We start from the raw sequence: 16,069 nt of genomic DNA, 5'->3' as shown, positions 1-16,069 counted from the left end.
ATTTCCCGTGGCGCCTGTGGGGGCCGGTTAGACGGACACCGACTGCGCGTTACGGCCGTGGACGAAGTAGGTCGTGATGACGCGCGTCACGACGATGGACGTGAACAGCGACGCCAGCAGGCCCACGATGAGCGTGGTGGCGAAGCCGCGGACGGGCCCCGTTCCCGTGAAGAACAGGATGAAGCCCGCGATGAGCGTCGTCACGTGCGCGTCGAAGATGGTCCAGAAGGCGCGGTCGTAGCCCTGGTCCACCGCCGCGCGCGCGGACTTGCCGTGGGACAGCTCCTCGCGGATGCGCTCGTTGATGAGCACGTTCGCGTCCACCGCGATGCCCAGCGTGAGCACGAAGCCCGCGATGCCCGGCAGGGTCAGCGTGGCGTTGAAGAACGCCAGGCCCGCCAGGATGAGCAGGCCGTTGAGCAGGAGCGCCACGTCCGCGATGAGGCCGGACTTGCGGTAGTAGATGGCCATGAAGACGATGACGAGCGCCAGGCCCACCAGCGCGGCCAGGCTGCCCTTCTTGATGAGCTCGTCGCCCAGCGTCGCGCCCACCTGACGGATTTCGCCCACCGTCACCGGCGCGGGCAGCGCGCCGGCCTTGAGCACCAGCGCCAGCGTCTGCGCCTCGCCCAGCCACTCCTCGAAGCTGCGCCCGCTGGCGCGGCCCATGGTGATGCGCGCGCGGCCGCCGCCAATCTTCTCGTTGATGCGCGGGGCGGTGTGCACGTTGTCGTCCAGCACGATGGCCATGCGGCGGCCCACGGCGGCCTCGGTGAGCCGCTCGAACTCGCGCGAGCCCGCCGGGTCGAACGCGATGTTCACCTCGGGCTCGTTCATCTGGCTGACGGACGCGTCCGCGCCCGCCAGGCTCTCACCCGTGAGCGGAACGTTCTTGTCCAAGAGGTAGCTGCGGTACGCGATGCAGTCGTTCTTCTTCACCGGGTTCGCCACGCACTCGGTGACGACGTCGCGGCCTTCCGGCGTCTTGTCCTTCGCGTACGCCAGCAGCGCCTCGCGGTTGGGCGAGGACAGCTGCGGGAAGCCCTCGTCCTCCACCAGGGTGATGTTGCTCTCCGCCGGGGGCGGGTTCTGCTGGAACATCTGCGCGAACACCTGCGGGTTGGTGTCGTCCACCATCCGGAACTCCAGCTGCGCGGTGGTGCCCACCAGTTCCTTGGCCTGCTCCGGGTTGCTGCGGCCGGGCAGCGAAATCTGGATGGAGTCCGTGCCCAGCTTGCGCACGTCCACTTCCGCCACGCCCCACTTGTCGATGCGGCGGCGGATGACGAGCATGGCCTGGTCCACGGCCTCGTCACGGAAGCGGTTCACCTGGCCCTCGTCCGGCTTGAGCACCAGCGTGCCGCCGTTGCGCGACTCCAGGGTGAAGTCCGTGAAGGTGGCGAGCACTTCCTTCTGGATGGCGTCCATGGTCGCCGGGTCCTTCGCGGTCAGCGTCAGCTGCAGCCGCTCCGGATCCGTGTCCGCCGTCACCTCGCCCAGCTTCTTGTCGTTGACGTAGGTGGCGATCTGCGTCCCGCGGCGCTCGGTGCGCTTCTGCAGGGCCGTCTTGGTGTCCACCCGCATCACCATGTGGATGCCGCCCTGCAGGTCCAGCCCCAGGTTGAGGCGGTACTTCGCGGGGGGCGCCCACGCGGGCAGCCGCTGCTCCAGCACGGCGATGTTGTTGCGCTCGGAGCGGTCCAACACCACCAGCGAGTAGTACGTCGGGACGAGGAACCAGATCGTTCCCAGCGTCACCGCGACAATCATTCCGAACTTCCACCACCAGCCGCGGTCCATTACTTCTCCTCCTTCTTCTCAGCGGGGGCCGCCGCCGGGGCGCCCGCCACCGGAACGGTTCCCTTCGCACTGACAGCCGTCTTGAGCACGCGCACGCGCACCCCGCTGGCGACTTCCAGCGTCACGGTGGAGTCGTCCACCTGGTGGATGCGACCGAGGATGCCGCCGGACGTCACGACGTCATCGCCCTTCTTCAGCCCCGCGAGCAGGTTGCGGTGCTCCTTGAGCTGCTTCTGCTGGGGGCGGATCATCACGAAGTACATGATGGCCACCAGCACGGCGAGGAAGCCGAAGGTCCCCAGGGGGGAACCGGCCCCGGCCTGCGCGAGAATCAGGAAACTGTCAGCCACGTACTGCCTCGTCGTTTGGGAGGAAGGACTCGGAAAGGCCCCGACCCGGCGTACGGGTGGGGTCAAAACATCCGAAAGGGTGGCCTCTTAGCAAGGGCGCCCCATGTGAGCAAGTGAACGCCGGAAGCGCGGCAATCCCGTTGCCCGCTCACCGGCCGCCTTTGCGTTCGGCCTCCTGCGCCATGGCCTTCTGCCGGAAGTCCCGGGCGAACGCGGCGAAGCGGTCCTCGGCGATGGCCCGGCGCACCTGGGCCATCAGGTCCAGGAAGTAGTGGAGGTTGTGCAGGGTGTTGAGCCGCATCGCCAGGATTTCTCCCGCCGCGAACAGGTGCCGCAGGTAGGACCGGCTGAACGTGCGGCAGGTGTAGCAGGAGCACGCAGGGTCCACCGGGCGGGGGTCCTTGGCGTAGGCCGCGTTGCGGATGACCAGCTTGCCCTCCGAGGTGAAGAGCAGGCCGTTGCGGGCGCACCGCGTGGGCAGCACGCAGTCGAACATGTCCACGCCCTGCTCCACGCACGTCACCAGGTCCAGCGGCGTGCCCACGCCCATGAGGTAGCGCGGCTTGTCCCGGGGCAGGAGCGGCGCCGAGTACGCCACGCCCGCGTGCATCGCCTCCGGCGCCTCGCCCACGGAGTAGCCCCCCAGCGCGTAGCCGGGCAGGTCCACCGCGCAGATCTCCTCCGCGTGGCGCTTGCGCAGGTCCTCGTGGAGGCCGCCCTGCACGATGCCGAAGAGCGACGAGCGCTCGCGGCTCCACGCCTTCACGCACCGGTGCAGCCAGCGCGTGGTGCGCGCCAGGGACTTCTCCAGGTAGGCCCGGTCCTCGGTGGACGGGGGGCACTCGTCGAACGCCATGATGACGTCCGCGCCCAGCGTCTCCTGGATTTCAATGGAGCGCTCCGGCGACAGCGAGTGCCGCGAGCCGTCCAGGTGCGACTGGAACGCGGCGCCCTCCTCGGTGATCTTCCGCTTCTCCGACAGGCTGAACACCTGGAAGCCGCCGCTGTCGGTGAGCATGGGCCGGTCCCAGGAGATGAAGCGGTGCAGGCCGCCCATCTCCCCGATGAGCGGCTCTCCGGGGCGGAGCATCAGGTGGTAGGTGTTGCCCAGGATGATCTGCGCGTCCAGGGTCTTCAGGTCATCCGGGCCCACGCCCTTGACGCTGCCCACGGTGCCCACGGGCATGAAGATGGGCGTCTCGATGGGGCCATGCGGCGTGTGCAGCCGGCCGCGCCGCGCCTTGGTGCCGCTCTGGTCCTCGTGCAACAGCTCGAAGCGCACCAGCCCCGGGGGCACGCGGGTATCGCCCTTCTCGCCCTTTTCCCTGCCCTGCTCGTCGACCACGGCACTCACTCCTTCACCAACATGGCATCGCCGTAACTGAAGAACCGGTAGCCCGCGCGCACGGCCTCCTGGTACGCGGCGAGCGTGCGCTCCCGCCCCAGGAGCGCGCTCACCAGCATCACCAGCGTGGAGCGCGGCAGGTGGAAGTTCGTGAGGAGCACGTCCACCTGGCGGAAGACATAGCCGGGCCGGATGAACATCGCCGTCTCGCCGGGGCCGCTGCGCAGCCGGCCCGTGTCCGGGTCGGTGGCGGACTCCAGCGTGCGCACCACGGTGGTGCCCACGGCGACCACGCGGCGGCCTTGCGCCTTCGCGGCGTTCACGGCGGCGGCGGTGGCCTCCGGCACGGTGAAGCGCTCCGGGTGCATGTGGTGCTTGTCCAGCACCTCCTCACGCACGGGGAGGAAGGTGCCGGGCCCCACGTCGAGCGTCACCTCCGCGCGCCGCACGCCCTTCGCCGCGAGCTTCGCGAAGACCTCGGGCGTGAAGTGCAGGCCGGCGGTGGGCGCGGCCACGGCGCCGGACGCGCGCGCGTACACGGTCTGGTAGCGCTCGGCGTCCGCGCTGCTGGGCTCGCGGGTGATGTACGGAGGCAGGGGCAGCCGTCCCGCCGCGTCCAGGAGGCTGGCGAGCGACGTGCCCGGGGCCGCGTGGAAGCGCACCCGGTACTCCCCTCCCCCCAGGGCCTCCAGGATTTCGGCGGACAGGCCCCCGGCGAAGGTGACGGACTGGCCGGGCTTGAGCCCCTTGGACGCCTGACCCAGGCAGACCCACTCGAGGGATTCAGGCGCGCCGCCGAGCGCGGCGGAGGTGAGCGTGGCCGCCGCGGCGGGCCGCACCACGAGCAGTTCCACGCGGCCGCCGGTGCCGCTCTTCTGGCCCAGCAGGCGCGCGGGGATGACGCGCGCGTCGTTGAGGACGAGCAGGTCGCCCTCGCGCAGCAGGTCCACGAGGTCGGTGAAGTGCTGGTGGCTCCAGGCGCCGGTGGCGCGGCTGACGACCATCAGGCGCGACGCGTCCCGGTCGGGCAGCGGGGCCTGGGCGATCTGCGCCTCGGGGAGCTCGAAATCGTAGTCGGAGAGGAGGGACGACACGGGGTTGGCGCTTGTAGCAGCCCCCGCGCCCTCGCGGAACCGGCGTGGGAGGTCAGTAGAGCTGCTGGAACTCGGCGCCCGGGTAGTAGTGGGAGAGGATCTCCCGGTACGGCTTGCCCTGGTCGGCGAAGGCCTTGGCGCCCCACTGGCACAGCCCCGCCCCGTGGCCGTAGCCACGCCCGGTGAACACGTAGTTCTTGCCGGAGGCTTCCACGTCGAAGTCCAGGCTCTTGAGGCGCGTGTAGCCCAGCTTGCGGCGGAACTGCACGCCGTCCACCACGGTGCCATCCGCCAGCGTCACGCGGGTCACCCGGTGCGTGGGCGTGCGGCCGGTGACGCGCATGCCGTCCGCTGGGGACTTCAGCGCCTTGCGCAGCTCCGCCTCGGAGAGGGTCGCGGTCCAGCGGCTGGCGGGCAGCTTGCCGCAGGGGCAGTCGACGGGCTGCAGGTACGGCAGGTTCCGCTGGAGGGCGTCCTGGCCGGACTCGGTGTGCCCGCCGCAGGAGGCATGGAAGTACGCCTCGATGGGGGCCAGGTCATACGTGAGCACCTCGCCCCGCGTGGCCTCCACGGCGGCGCGCGTCTTGGCGTCCTCGCGGTTCACGCCGCCGTACACCTGGTGGAGCACGCTGCTGCCCATGTGGAAGGCGGCGCCGTAGGCGTCGAGCTTCTTCTGCAGCGCGTACGTCCGCGCGGCCACGGCCTGGGCCTTGAGGGCCTCCAGGGGGAAGGACACGGGCATCTCGCTGCCGAGTACCGCCGCGAGGTAGTCCTCCAGGGGGATGACGTTGATGAGCTGGAGGCTGCTCTTGAAGAGGCGCACGACGACGTCGCCACGCACCTGCGCGCTCCCCGCCTTGAGCGGTTCATTGCCGGGGCCGCCCGCGTCGGTGGCCTCCAGGCCGCCCCGGAAGCGGATGGCATCCCCGATGACAGGCGCACCGTTGACCTCCAGCTTGCCGTTGCGGCGGCGCACGGTGGCCTGGCCCGCGGTGATGGGGACGAAGGCGCCGTCCTCGGCATCGGGGCCGAAGCCCAGGCCCCGGCCGCTCACGCGGACCTCGTCGCCGGGGTCATCCATGGCAATGCGCATCGTCTCCACGGCGAACGCCCGCGACGACGCGAGCAGGAGCAGCAGCAGTGCCACACGTTGCAACATGGTCCAACAGTCTAGGGGCGGAGCGATCCGCCTCAAGAAATCGGCCGGAGTCCGGTGCACCCCCACGGCCGGAGCCCGCGAAAACCCCAGGCGGATGCCGCAGAATGGAGCCCCGTGACCGCCTCCGTCCCCGAAGCCGCCCGCCTGTCCCCCGAGGCCCTCGTCACGGCCCTGCGCGAGCTGGAGCCCCGCACGGCCGCCGTGCTGGTCCGCCGGCTCGTGGAGCGCCGTCCCCTGGCGGAGTGCGCGGCCTGGTACGGGATTTCAAGCGACGCCTTCGCGGTGCTCCTGCTCCGTTCCGCGGAGGCCCTGTCCCGTCAGCTGGGACTGTCCGCCAGGTCCCCCGAGAGCCAGGAGGAAGCCACCGCCTGGGAGCGCATGCTGGCCGTGGCCGTGGAGAAGGACACCGCGCCCGTGCCGGTGGCGCTCGCCCCCGTGGCCTGGCTGTGCCGGCGGATGCATGAGCTGGGACCCGAAGTGGAGGCCGCGCTGGCCCGGGCCGCCGAGGCCGACGCGGACTCGCCCGGGAGGGCGCGGGAGGAATGGCTGCGGAGGCTGGCCGTGGCCGCGCTCCTGGCCCTCACGGCCTGGCTCTATTGGAGCCGTCCCCCTGAACCCGAGCCCCGCCCCGAGCGCCGCATGCGCTCCCCTGAGCGCCGCTGACTGGACGCGGCCCTGAGCGGACGCATATGGGTAGGACCATGCGAGCGACCCGGTCATGGCTGGCCCTCCTCATCGCGGGAATCACGCTGGCGGGCTGCACGAAGCACGTGGACACCCGGGTGGCCGGGGACGACGACGCGGCCATCGACGGCATCGAGGCCCGCCTCGACGAGCTCCGCGCCCGCGAGCAGGGAGACGGCCTGACGTGCGCGCAGCAGTGCGACGTCTCCGCGAAGACGTGCGCCACGGCGGAGGAGCTCTGCGGCCTCGTGGAGCAGCAGGCGGACCGGGACGACCTGCCGCCGCGCTGCGCCAGGGCGCGCGAGCAGTGCGCGGGCGCGGGTGACGGCTGCGCGCGGTGTCAGGCGCCCTGAAGAACCGCCCATGCGTCGCCTCTGACTCCGTGCCTATGATGGGCCGGATTGAGGAGCCTCCCCATGAAGACCCGTCTCTCGTTGATGCTCGCTGCCTCGTCGCTCATGCTGGCGGCCCCTGCCCTCGCGGAGGACGACGGCCTGACGCCGGAGAAGGTGGCGGCCATCCAGCGCGATGAGGCCGCGGCCCTGGCGAAGGTGAACGCCGACTACGGCAACCGCAAGCCGTCGGAGATGAGCAACGCCGAGCGCGGCCAGTCCATCCGCGACCAGCAGAAGGAAGCCGCCAAGGTCATGGAGAAGCACGGCGTCTCCGCGAAGGAGTTCGCCACCTTCACGGCCCGGATGACGCCCGAAGACAACCAGCGCGTCGCCAACGAGGCCAGGCGGCTCGACGACAAGGCCAAGGCGGAGAAGGAAGCCGAGGCGAAGAAGCGCAAGGGCGACGGCGAGGTCCACATCCAGCAGGGCTTCAGCGACGCGGACCCCGTGGAGCTGGAGTCCGAGGAGGGCGCGGAGCCCTCCGTGGACGTCGACAGCAGCCTGGAGAACTCGCCGGTCGTGGAGATGGGCGCCCCCGCCGGCGTGCCGGCGAAGTCCTCCATCAGCCGGAAGAAGGCCTCCAGGTCAGGCTCGCGCCGCGGCAGGTAGCCCCGCCGCGACGGCCGTCAGCGGCCCCTGGAGCCCAGCTCCCGCGACCGAGCCTGCCACACCTCGTCGTACGGGCAGGAGCAGTCGGTCTCCTCCGGCTCCGGGTAGGCGTACGTCTGGCCCTTGTAGTTGCGGAACAGGGTCTCCCGCTCACCCCGCTCGATGACGTAGTCGGGCTGGAGGGTGACCTTCCCTCCCCCACCGGGCAGGTCCACCGCGAGGTGCGGCACCGCGAGCCCGCTGGTGTGACCGCGCAGCTGCTGGAGGATCTCCAGCCCCTTGGCGATGGGCGTGCGCAGGTGCTCGCACCCTTCAGCCACGTCCATCTGGTGCAGGTAGTACGGCCGCACGCGGCTGCGCAGGAGCACGTGCGACAGCTCCTTGATGATGCGCGCATCCGAGTTGAGCTGCCGCATCAGCACCGCTTGGTTCTCCACCGGCACGCCATGGTCCACCAGCCGCTCGCACGCCTCCCGGGCCTCGGGCGTCACTTCCTTCGGGTGGTTGAAGTGGGTGATGACGTAGACGGGCGCGTACCGGCGCAGCAGGCGCGCCAGCGAGTCGGTGACGCGCATGGGCAGCACCACCGGCACGCGCGTCCCGATGCGGATCATCTCCACGTGGGGAATCTCGCTCAGCGGCGCGAGCAGCGACTCCAGCCGCTCCTCGCTCAGCAGGAACGGATCGCCTCCGGAGATGAGCACGTCGCGCACCTCCGGGTGGCTGCGCACGTAGTCGATGCCCCGGCGCATCTGGTCCTTGGTGAGCTCCGCCTCACCGCCCTTGGTGATGCGCCGCCGCGTGCAGTGGCGGCAGTAGACCGAGCACGTATCGAGGGCCAGGAACAGCACCCGGTCCGGATACTTGTGGACGATGCACTCCTCCGGGCGCGTCTTGTCCTCGCCGAGCGGATCCTCCAGCTCCCCGGGCCGCACCCGGGCCTCCGCGCGCACCGGGATGGACTGCATGCGCACCGGACACGACGCGTGCTCCGGGTCGATGAGCGACAGGTAGTACGGGCTGATGCCAATCCGGAACAGCGAGGACGTCTCCTGCACCCCGGCGCGCTCCTCCGGGGTCAGGCGCACGTAGCGCTCCAGCTGCTCCAGGTTGCGCACCGAGTGACGCTGCTGCCAGCGCCAGTCCGTCCACTCCGCGTCGGTCGCGGACGGGAACAACCGGGCCCGCCCCTCGGCACTGAGCGAGGGACGGGGGGACGACATGGGCGCCGTCGCGCCCGCGGAGGAGTCCATCACGCCGCCTTGGGCTGCTCCCGCCACCACGCCTGGCCGGACTCCGGCAGCGTGTCGATGGGATCGAAGTACTCGTACTTCCGCTCAAGTGCGCCGGCGTCGTTCGCTTCCACGCTCGTGCGGTAGTTCTTGGTCCAGTAGGAGATGCCGCGCTCGCGGTCGTACTCCGCCACCTGGTGGATCCACCGCTTCCCCACGAACGGCACGTCACAGACGATGCGCGGCGTGGCGAAGCCCGGCATGTAGCCCATGATGTCGTGCTGGAGCTTCTGCGCCTGCGCCACCGACAGCCGCCAGTGCTCGCTGTTGGGGATCATGTCGCACATGTAGAAGTAGTACGGCAGGATCTTCGCGTGGTCGAGCAGCGTGAAGCACAGGTCCAGCAGCGCCTTGGGGCTGTCGTTCACGCCGCGCAAGAGCACGCCCTGGTTGCGCACGTCGCGGAAGCCCATGTCGAGCAGCTTGCGCACCGCCTTGCCCACCAGCGGCGTGAGCTGCTGCGCGTGGTTCACGTGCGTGTGCAGCGCCAGGTCCACCCCGCGCTCCACGGCCTTCTTCGCCAGCCGGTCCAGCCCCGCCAGCACGCTGTCCTGGAGGAAGTGCTGCGGCAGCGCCATGAGTCCCTTGGACGCCAGGCGGATGTCGCGGATGTTCGGGATGTCCATCAGCGCGCTGACGAACGGCTCCAGCGCCTGGATGGGCAGGTTCGCGATGTCGCCGCCGGACACCACCACGTCGCGCACGGTGGGCGTGCGGCGCAGGTAGTCCAGCATCTGCTCGTAGCGCTCCTTCTGCCCCGTCGCGAACTTGTGCTTGGACACCTGCGGGACGTCGTTGCCCACCAGGTCCATGCGCGTGCAGTGGCCGCAGTACTGCGGGCACGTGGGCAGCATCTCCGCCAGCACCTTCGTCGGATAGCGGTGCGTCAGGCCCTCGACGACCCACATGTCCGCCTCGTGGAGGCTGTCACGGCTGGCGCGCGGGTGGTTGGGCCAGTCCGTGCGGCGGTCGGCGAGCGCCGGCAGCATGTACCTGCGGACCGGGTCGTTCCACAGGTCCTCCAGGTTCATGGTGTTGAGCATCTGGGGCGGGACGAGGATGGACATCGTCGCCCGCTCCTTCTGGTCCAGCTCCATGCTCGCGGCCAGGTCGTCCGGCAGCAGCCCCCCGAGCGTCGCCTTCAGCTCGCGCAGGTTCTTCACGGTGTGCTTGCGCTGCCACACCGAGCTCTCCCACTCCGCCGCGGTGACGTCCTTGTAGCCCGGGATGCGCCGCCAGTCGGGCTCCACGAACTCCTTGCGAAGGGGATAGGTGAACGGCTGCTGCGCGGGGCCAGCGTCGGGCTTGCCTCGAGTGGACGTCGTGCTCATGAACACATCACCTCAACGTAAGGAGCGTCGTGGGCGAGGCGTCATAGCCTGCCCCCTGACATCCCTGTTCAACAATCGCAGGGGGCACAAGATGCCCGATGGCGCGGTGCGTCCGTTCACTCCACCTTGATGTTGATGAGCTTGGCCACGCCTTCCGCCTCGACGACGACGACCTGGGGCTTGGTCGACTTGCCGTTGAGCTTGAAGACGACCTTGCGCTTGCCCACCGGCAGCGTCAGCGGATTGCCCAGCGGCACCGGGGTCACGCGGTTCGTGTTCTTCCCGTCCACCCAGATTTGAGCGCCCGCCGGTGACGTGCTGCAGGCGAACTTGCCCGTCGCGGCAACGGCGGGCTTCGCAGGCGGAGGCTTGGGCTGGGGCTTCGGGGCCGGGTCCGCGACCACCGGCGGCTTGGGCTTCGGAGGAGCAGGCGTGGGCTTCGGCGTCGGCTCGGGCGGCGGGGCTTCGGCCACCATGTCCACGGGGACACGCACCTCGGAGTCACCGTTGGACGTGAAGTCGCCGGAGAACGGCTTGTAGCCCGCGCGCTTCGCCGTGAAGGTGTACTTCTTGCCCATCTCCAGGTCGCCGAGCTTCGCCCCGGGGACCTTGCCCAGGGACTTGCCGTTGACGGTGATCTCCGCGCCCTCCTGTCCTTCGAACAGGGCCGTGAACGTCTTCGGCGCGGGCGGCTCGACGGGCTTCTCGGGAGGGGGCTCCGGCGTCGTGGGAGGCGGCTTGTTCTCGACCACCGGAGGCGTCGCCGGAGGCGAGGGCGGGGGCTCCACGGGCTTGGGCTCTGGAGGCTTGGAAGCCGCCTCCGCCTTCAGGCTGAGGAGGATGGGGGCCGCCGCCTGTCCGGCGGTGACCTCGATCTGCTGCGTCACGGGCTGGTAGCCCGGGGCGGACGCGGTCACATTGTGCAGGCCCGCGGAGAGCTCGATGACCTGGTTGGCGTTGACGGTCTCCCCGTCCACGAGGACGGTGGCTCCCACGGGCGCGACGAAGTTCACGGAGCCCGTGGATGAGCCACGCACCACGAAGATCACGCCCACGATGAGGAGCAGGGCCACGCCCGCGGCCACGCCGATGATGGCGGGCTTGGGCAGCGGCTTCTTCGGTCCGGCGGGTGCCTTGGCCTTGGCCTTGGCATCGACCTTGGCGGCCGGGGCCGGCTTCGCCATCTTGGAAGCCTTCTGCGGGATGGTCGCAGGGCCGTCAGCCTCGTCGTCGTAGGGCGGCTCCTCGCCGTCCTGCCCCTCGTCTCCGTAGTCCTCCTGGCCGTCGCGCTCGAAATCGTCGCCCTGGTCGTCGTAGGCGCCTTCCGGGTCGTCCGCTTCAGCGGCCTGGGGGCGAAGGCCGTTGTGGCGCGCGCCCACCGGGAGGGTGATGTTGCCAGTGGTCTCCTCTTCCTCGGGATCCAGCACCGGGGCGGCAGAGCCCCCCCGTGAGCGCGAAGGCGGCGCCGTCGGCGCAGGGCCAATCATGGTCGCGCCCGCGTAGGCCTCCCCACCCTCGTCCCCGATGATGACCTGGGACTTGGGACCGCTCTTGCCCTTGCCGCCTCTCCCGTCGTCCTGAGCGAAGGGAGAAGCGCTGGTGTGGTGCCCCGCCCGGTCAATGGGGTTCTCCGAGCGGCCGGTGATGCTGTCGTCCACGACGACGCTGCTGTCGGCGATCCGCGTCTCCGGGGCCCGGAACGTGTGCGTGGAGTCCACGATCTGCGTCTTGTCCGCGGCGCCATCCATCTCCGCCAACTCCTCGTCGGTGGGCGGAGGGATGTAGCCAGGCGCGGGCTGGGCAGGCGCCGTGGAGGCGCGGCCCGCGGGAGAGCCCGAAGGCGAAGGCGCGGGTGACTTCTTCTGCGCGGTCGCGCGAGGCGCCGCGGCCGGGGGCGGAACCGTCACGCCCGAGTGTTCGATCTGGTCCGGGCGCTCGACAGAGGCATAGCGCTCCATCTTCTCCGCCTCACGGAGCATGTCCTCGGCGAAGGCCTCCTTCATGAAGCCGGACAGGTGCTTCGACGAGTAGATGGCGTCCCCCGCGAGGAGGAAGCGCATCAGGTCCTCCTGCAGGTCCGACGCCCACTGGTAGCGATCCTCGGGCTCGCGCGCGAGCGCCTTGAGGACGACCTTCTCCAGGCCCGCGGAGATGTTCGGATTGAACTCGCGCGGCAGCGGGATGTCCGCGTTGCGCACCTTCTCCAGCGTGGAGAAGTCCGACTCGCCCACGAAGAGCTTCTCGCCCGTGAGCATCTCGTAGAGCAGCACGCCGACCGCGAAGATGTCGCTGCGCCGGTCGATGGGCATGCCCCGGACCTGCTCCGGGCTCATGTAGCCGAACTTCCCCTTGAGGATGCCGGCCTGCGTCTTCTGCGAGCGGTTGGCGGCCTTGGCGATGCCAAAGTCGATGATCTTCACCTCGCCTTCGTACGAGACGAGGATGTTCTGCGGAGAGACGTCGCGGTGGATGATGTGCAGATCCTGGCCGCGCGCGTCCTTCTTGCGGTGGGCGTAGTCCAGGCCTTCACACATCTTGGAGACGATGAACACCGCCTGAGCGGTGGGCATGATCTCCTTGCGGCGACGGTAGCGCTCCAGGAGCGTGCGGACGTCACGGCCCGCCACGTACTCCATGGCGATGAAGTACGTGTCCTCGTGCTTCCCGAGCTCGTGGATGTGCACGATGTTGGCGTGGTTCAGCTGAACGCTGATCCGCGCCTCGTCGATGAACATCGTGATGAACTCGTCATCCTCCGCCATCGTCGGAAGGATCTTCTTGATGGCGAGGATGCGCTCGAAGCCTTCGACGCCAAAGGCCTTCGCGATGAAGACCTCGGCCATGCCGCCGACGTTGATGCGCTCGAGGAGCAGGTACTTCCCAAAGAAGGTCGGCTTCTTCATCTCGCGGGGCTGCCCGACGCCGGCGAGTACGGACCGCGGCAGGCGGTGCGCAGACCGGGGGGAGCAGAGACTCTAGATCCAGTGGGAACGCCGGTCAAACATCCACGATGACGCATTTCCCCAAGGAATCCGAGAACTTGGCGTCCCCTTCCGCCAGAACTGACCCACCCGCCTCCCCACGTCGGCCCGGTGCGACCCTCGGCGTGCGCAGGACCGCAGTCCACCAGGCCGGTTCCCCCTCGGTCCCGTGGGGGAAATGAGCCACCCGCGAGCACGGGAGCAACGCTAAAGCCGGCGACGGCCGCAGGCGGCAGCGAAGCCCGCAAAGACAAAGCCCCTGGCGCCTTGCGGCGTCAGGGGCTTTCAAAAAGAATCCGGCAGCGACCTACTCTCCCACGCGGTTTCCCGCGGAGTACCATCGGCTCTGGAGGGCTTAACTTCCGTGTTCGGGATGGGAACGGGTGTGACCCCTCCGACATTGCCACCGGAAAAGCGAATGACGGTGCATACGAAGGGTAAGTTGCAGGTTTCTGCGTGAATGAAGCCTCTTCGAGAAGTCGAAGAAGCAATTGAGAATAGCTGATGTCTTCCGGGCGGACGCGCATACGGCGTCCTGGCCTCGGCCTTGGCCCCGAGTCCCTTACTCCCCGCGTGGGGGCATGCAAGAGAAGGGGGGAAGTAAGCCGCTCGACTTATTAGTACTGGTTAGCTTAACGCGTTACCGCGCTTACACACCCAGCCTATCAACGTGGTAGTCTTCCACGAGTCTTCAGGGGCTTGCGCCCGGGATACCTGGTCTTGAGGTCGGTTTCCCGCTTAGATGCTTTCAGCGGTTATCCAATCGGCACATGGCTACCCAGCGATGCCTCTGGCGAGACAACTGGTACACCAGCGGTGCCTCCAACCCGGTCCTCTCGTACTAAGGTCAGAGCCTCTCAAGTATCCTACGCCCACAGCAGATAGGGACCAAACTGTCTCACGACGTTTTGAACCCAGCTCGCGTACCGCTTTAATTGGCGAACAGCCAAACCCTTGGGACCTGCTCCAGCCCCAGGATGCGATGAGCCGACATCGAGGTGCCAAACCTCCCCGTCGATGTGAACTCTTGGGGGAGATAAGCCTGTTATCCCCGGAGTACCTTTTATCCGTTGAGCGATGGCCCTTCCATTCAGGACCACCGGATCACTATGACCTGCTTTCGCACCTGCTCGACCTGTCGGTCTCGCAGTCAAGCTCCCTTATGCCATTGCACTCGACGCCCGGTTTCCAATCGGGCTGAGGGAACCATCGCGCGCCTCCGTTACTTTTTGGGAGGCGACCGCCCCAGTCAAACTACCCACCAGACAGTGTCCCAGTCCCGGCTGACGAGACATGGTTAGACACCAGAAATCAACAGGGTGGTATTTCACCGTTGCCTCCACCGAACCTAGCGGCCCGGCTTCAAAGGCTCCCACCTATCCTACACAGTCAATCCCTAGTGTCACTGTCAAGTTGTAGTAAAGGTTCACGGGGTCTTTCCGTCTTGCTGCGGGTAAACTGCATCGGCACAGCTATTTCAATTTCGCTGAGTCCCTCTCCGAGACAGTGCGGAAGTCGTTACTCCATTCGTGCAGGTCGGAACTTACCCGACAAGGAATTTCGCTACCTTAGGACCGTTATAGTTACGGCCGCCGTTTACTGGGGCTTCGGATCATCGCTTCGCCTTGCGGCTGACGAATCCCCTTAACCTTCCAGCACCGGGCAGGAGTCAGACCCTATACGTCGGCTTGTCGCCTTCGCAGAGTCCTGTGTTTTTGGTAAACAGTCGCTACCGCCATTTCTCTGCAACCTCTCTCGGCTTCGGCTGTACGCCTACACCTACCAGAGGCCCACCTTCTTCCGAAGTTACGGTGGAAATTTGCCTAGTTCCTTGGAGGAGAGTTCTCTCAAGCGCCTTAGGATTTTCTCCTCACCCACCTGTGTCGGTTTGCGGTACGGACACCCTGCAGACTCCCTGCGGGACTTTTCTTGGAAGCCGAGCATCAGCGACTTACCCCTTGCGGGGCGCCATGGGGTCTCGGGGATAGCTGCCGCGCCTTTATTCGTACGCGACACCCCTACGCCTTTAGACTGACACAACCACCGGTCAGCTCGCCTAGCTTTCTCCGTCCTCCCTCAGTTCAACGTCTGCAAGATGGCGCAGGAATATTAACCTGCTTGCCATCACCTACGCCTTTCGGCCTCGGCTTAGGACCCGGCTAACCCTGGGAAGATTAACTTGACCCAGGAAACCTTGGGTTTACGGCGAGGGGGTTTCTCACCCCCTTTATCGCTACTCATTTCGGCATCAGCACTCCCAGTCGCTCCAGCAGCCCTTTCGGTCTACCTTCGCTGCAACTGGGACGCTCCCCTACCGCCATACGCGCCTGACGCGCATGACCCGAAGCTTCGGCACTAGTCTTGAGCCCCGTTACATTTTCGGCGCGGCCTGTCTTGACCAGTGAGCTATTACGCTTTCTTTAAAGGATGGCTGCTTCTAAGCCAACCTCCTGGTTGTCAATGACCTGCCACATCCTTTCTAGTGTTCACTTAGACTAGATTTGGGGGCCTTAGCTGTCGGTCTGGGTTATTCCCCTCTTGCCAATGGACGTTATCACCCACTGACTGCGTCCCGGGATAACAATTGCCGGCATTCGGAGTTTGATACGGTTTGGTAATCTGGTGAGACCCCTAGCCGTTTCAGTGCTCTACCTCCGGCATTGAATTACCCGAGCCGATACCTAAATATCTTTCGGGGAGAACCAGCTATCACGGAGTTTGATTGGCCTTTCACCCCTACACACAGCTCATCCCAGAAATTTTCAACTTTCATGAGTTCGGTCCTCCATGCGGTGTTACCCGCACTTCAACCTGGCCATGTGTAGATCACCCCGCTTCGGGTTATAATACACGCAACTTAGCGCCCTATTCGGACTCGCTTTCGCTCCGGCTCCACCTATCGGCTTAGCCTCGCTACGTATATTAAGTCGCCGAATCATGATGCAAAAGGTACGCTCTCGCACTGGCTTGCGCCGTAGTGCTCGAACTGCTTGTAGACATGCGGTTTCAGGTTCTTTTGACTCCCCTCA

General features: G+C 67.3%; 11 protein-coding genes and 2 rRNA genes (1 of these 13 running past the window's edge). 3 read left to right on the top strand and 10 right to left on the bottom strand.

The window, feature by feature from the left end; genetic code table 11:
- Positions 1-27: 27 nt before the first annotated feature.
- The 5 genes from secD to NR792_RS00470 all read right to left on the bottom strand — a co-directional run bounded on the left by secD (position 28) and on the right by NR792_RS00470 (position 5,748).
- Entirely contained in the window at positions 28-1,800 is a 1,773-nt protein-coding gene (gene secD / locus NR792_RS00490; protein ID WP_375758109.1) for a protein translocase subunit SecD, read from the bottom strand.
- The gene (yajC, locus tag NR792_RS00485) at positions 1,800-2,150 is read right to left on the bottom strand and encodes a preprotein translocase subunit YajC (protein ID WP_375758108.1); all 351 of its coding nucleotides are present in this window, start codon (positions 2,148-2,150) and stop codon (positions 1,800-1,802) included. Before yajC ends, secD begins: the two co-directional genes overlap by 1 nt.
- A 148-nt stretch (positions 2,151-2,298) precedes the next feature.
- Positions 2,299-3,495 (bottom strand): tRNA guanosine(34) transglycosylase Tgt, encoded by a 1,197-nt coding sequence (tgt, locus tag NR792_RS00480; RefSeq protein WP_375758107.1) that lies wholly within the window; start codon positions 3,493-3,495, stop codon positions 2,299-2,301.
- Between the two features lie 5 nt (positions 3,496-3,500).
- The gene (queA, locus tag NR792_RS00475; protein ID WP_375758106.1) at positions 3,501-4,589 is read right to left on the bottom strand and encodes a tRNA preQ1(34) S-adenosylmethionine ribosyltransferase-isomerase QueA; all 1,089 of its coding nucleotides are present in this window, start codon (positions 4,587-4,589) and stop codon (positions 3,501-3,503) included.
- Between the two features lie 52 nt (positions 4,590-4,641).
- The gene (locus NR792_RS00470) at positions 4,642-5,748 is read right to left on the bottom strand and encodes a SpoIID/LytB domain-containing protein (RefSeq protein WP_375758105.1); all 1,107 of its coding nucleotides are present in this window, start codon (positions 5,746-5,748) and stop codon (positions 4,642-4,644) included.
- 114 nt (positions 5,749-5,862) lie between these two features.
- On the opposite strand from NR792_RS00470, the gene NR792_RS00465 reads away from it, so the two are divergent.
- The 3 genes from NR792_RS00465 to NR792_RS00455 all read left to right on the top strand — a co-directional run bounded on the left by NR792_RS00465 (position 5,863) and on the right by NR792_RS00455 (position 7,436).
- Complete coding sequence (locus NR792_RS00465; protein ID WP_375758104.1) at positions 5,863-6,411, top strand: hypothetical protein; 549 nt, start codon at positions 5,863-5,865, stop codon at positions 6,409-6,411.
- A gap of 38 nt (positions 6,412-6,449) precedes the next feature.
- A complete protein-coding gene (locus NR792_RS00460; protein WP_375758102.1) occupies positions 6,450-6,785 on the top strand; it encodes a hypothetical protein in 336 nt (111 codons plus the stop codon).
- A 63-nt stretch (positions 6,786-6,848) separates the two neighbouring features.
- Positions 6,849-7,436 carry a hypothetical protein gene (locus NR792_RS00455; RefSeq protein WP_375758101.1) on the top strand — a complete coding sequence of 196 codons (588 nt, stop codon included), beginning with the start codon at positions 6,849-6,851 and terminating at the stop codon, positions 7,434-7,436.
- 17 nt (positions 7,437-7,453) lie between these two features.
- On the opposite strand, the gene NR792_RS00450 is transcribed toward NR792_RS00455, so the two are convergent.
- From NR792_RS00450 to NR792_RS00430, 5 genes are all read right to left on the bottom strand, one after another.
- Entirely contained in the window at positions 7,454-8,689 is a 1,236-nt protein-coding gene (locus NR792_RS00450) for a KamA family radical SAM protein (RefSeq protein WP_375758100.1), read from the bottom strand.
- Positions 8,689-10,059, bottom strand: coding sequence for a KamA family radical SAM protein (locus tag NR792_RS00445; protein WP_375758099.1), 1,371 nt, complete (start codon positions 10,057-10,059; stop codon positions 8,689-8,691). The genes NR792_RS00450 and NR792_RS00445 overlap by 1 nt, the downstream gene beginning before the upstream one ends.
- A 116-nt stretch (positions 10,060-10,175) precedes the next feature.
- Complete coding sequence (locus tag NR792_RS00440; protein WP_375758098.1) at positions 10,176-12,962, bottom strand: protein kinase; 2,787 nt, start codon at positions 12,960-12,962, stop codon at positions 10,176-10,178.
- Positions 12,963-13,334: 372 nt separating this feature from the next.
- Positions 13,335-13,451 (bottom strand): 5S ribosomal RNA (rrf, locus tag NR792_RS00435).
- A 185-nt stretch (positions 13,452-13,636) separates the two neighbouring features.
- Positions 13,637-16,069: ribosomal RNA gene (locus tag NR792_RS00430) — 23S ribosomal RNA — on the bottom strand; it runs 534 nt beyond the window's last position.

The sequence above is a fragment of the Corallococcus exercitus genome (assembly GCF_042231735.1).
Classification (GTDB): domain Bacteria; phylum Myxococcota; class Myxococcia; order Myxococcales; family Myxococcaceae; genus Corallococcus; species Corallococcus exercitus_B.
The sequence above is the reverse complement of the archived record's forward strand: the minus strand, read 5'-3'. Positions and strand labels throughout refer to the sequence as shown.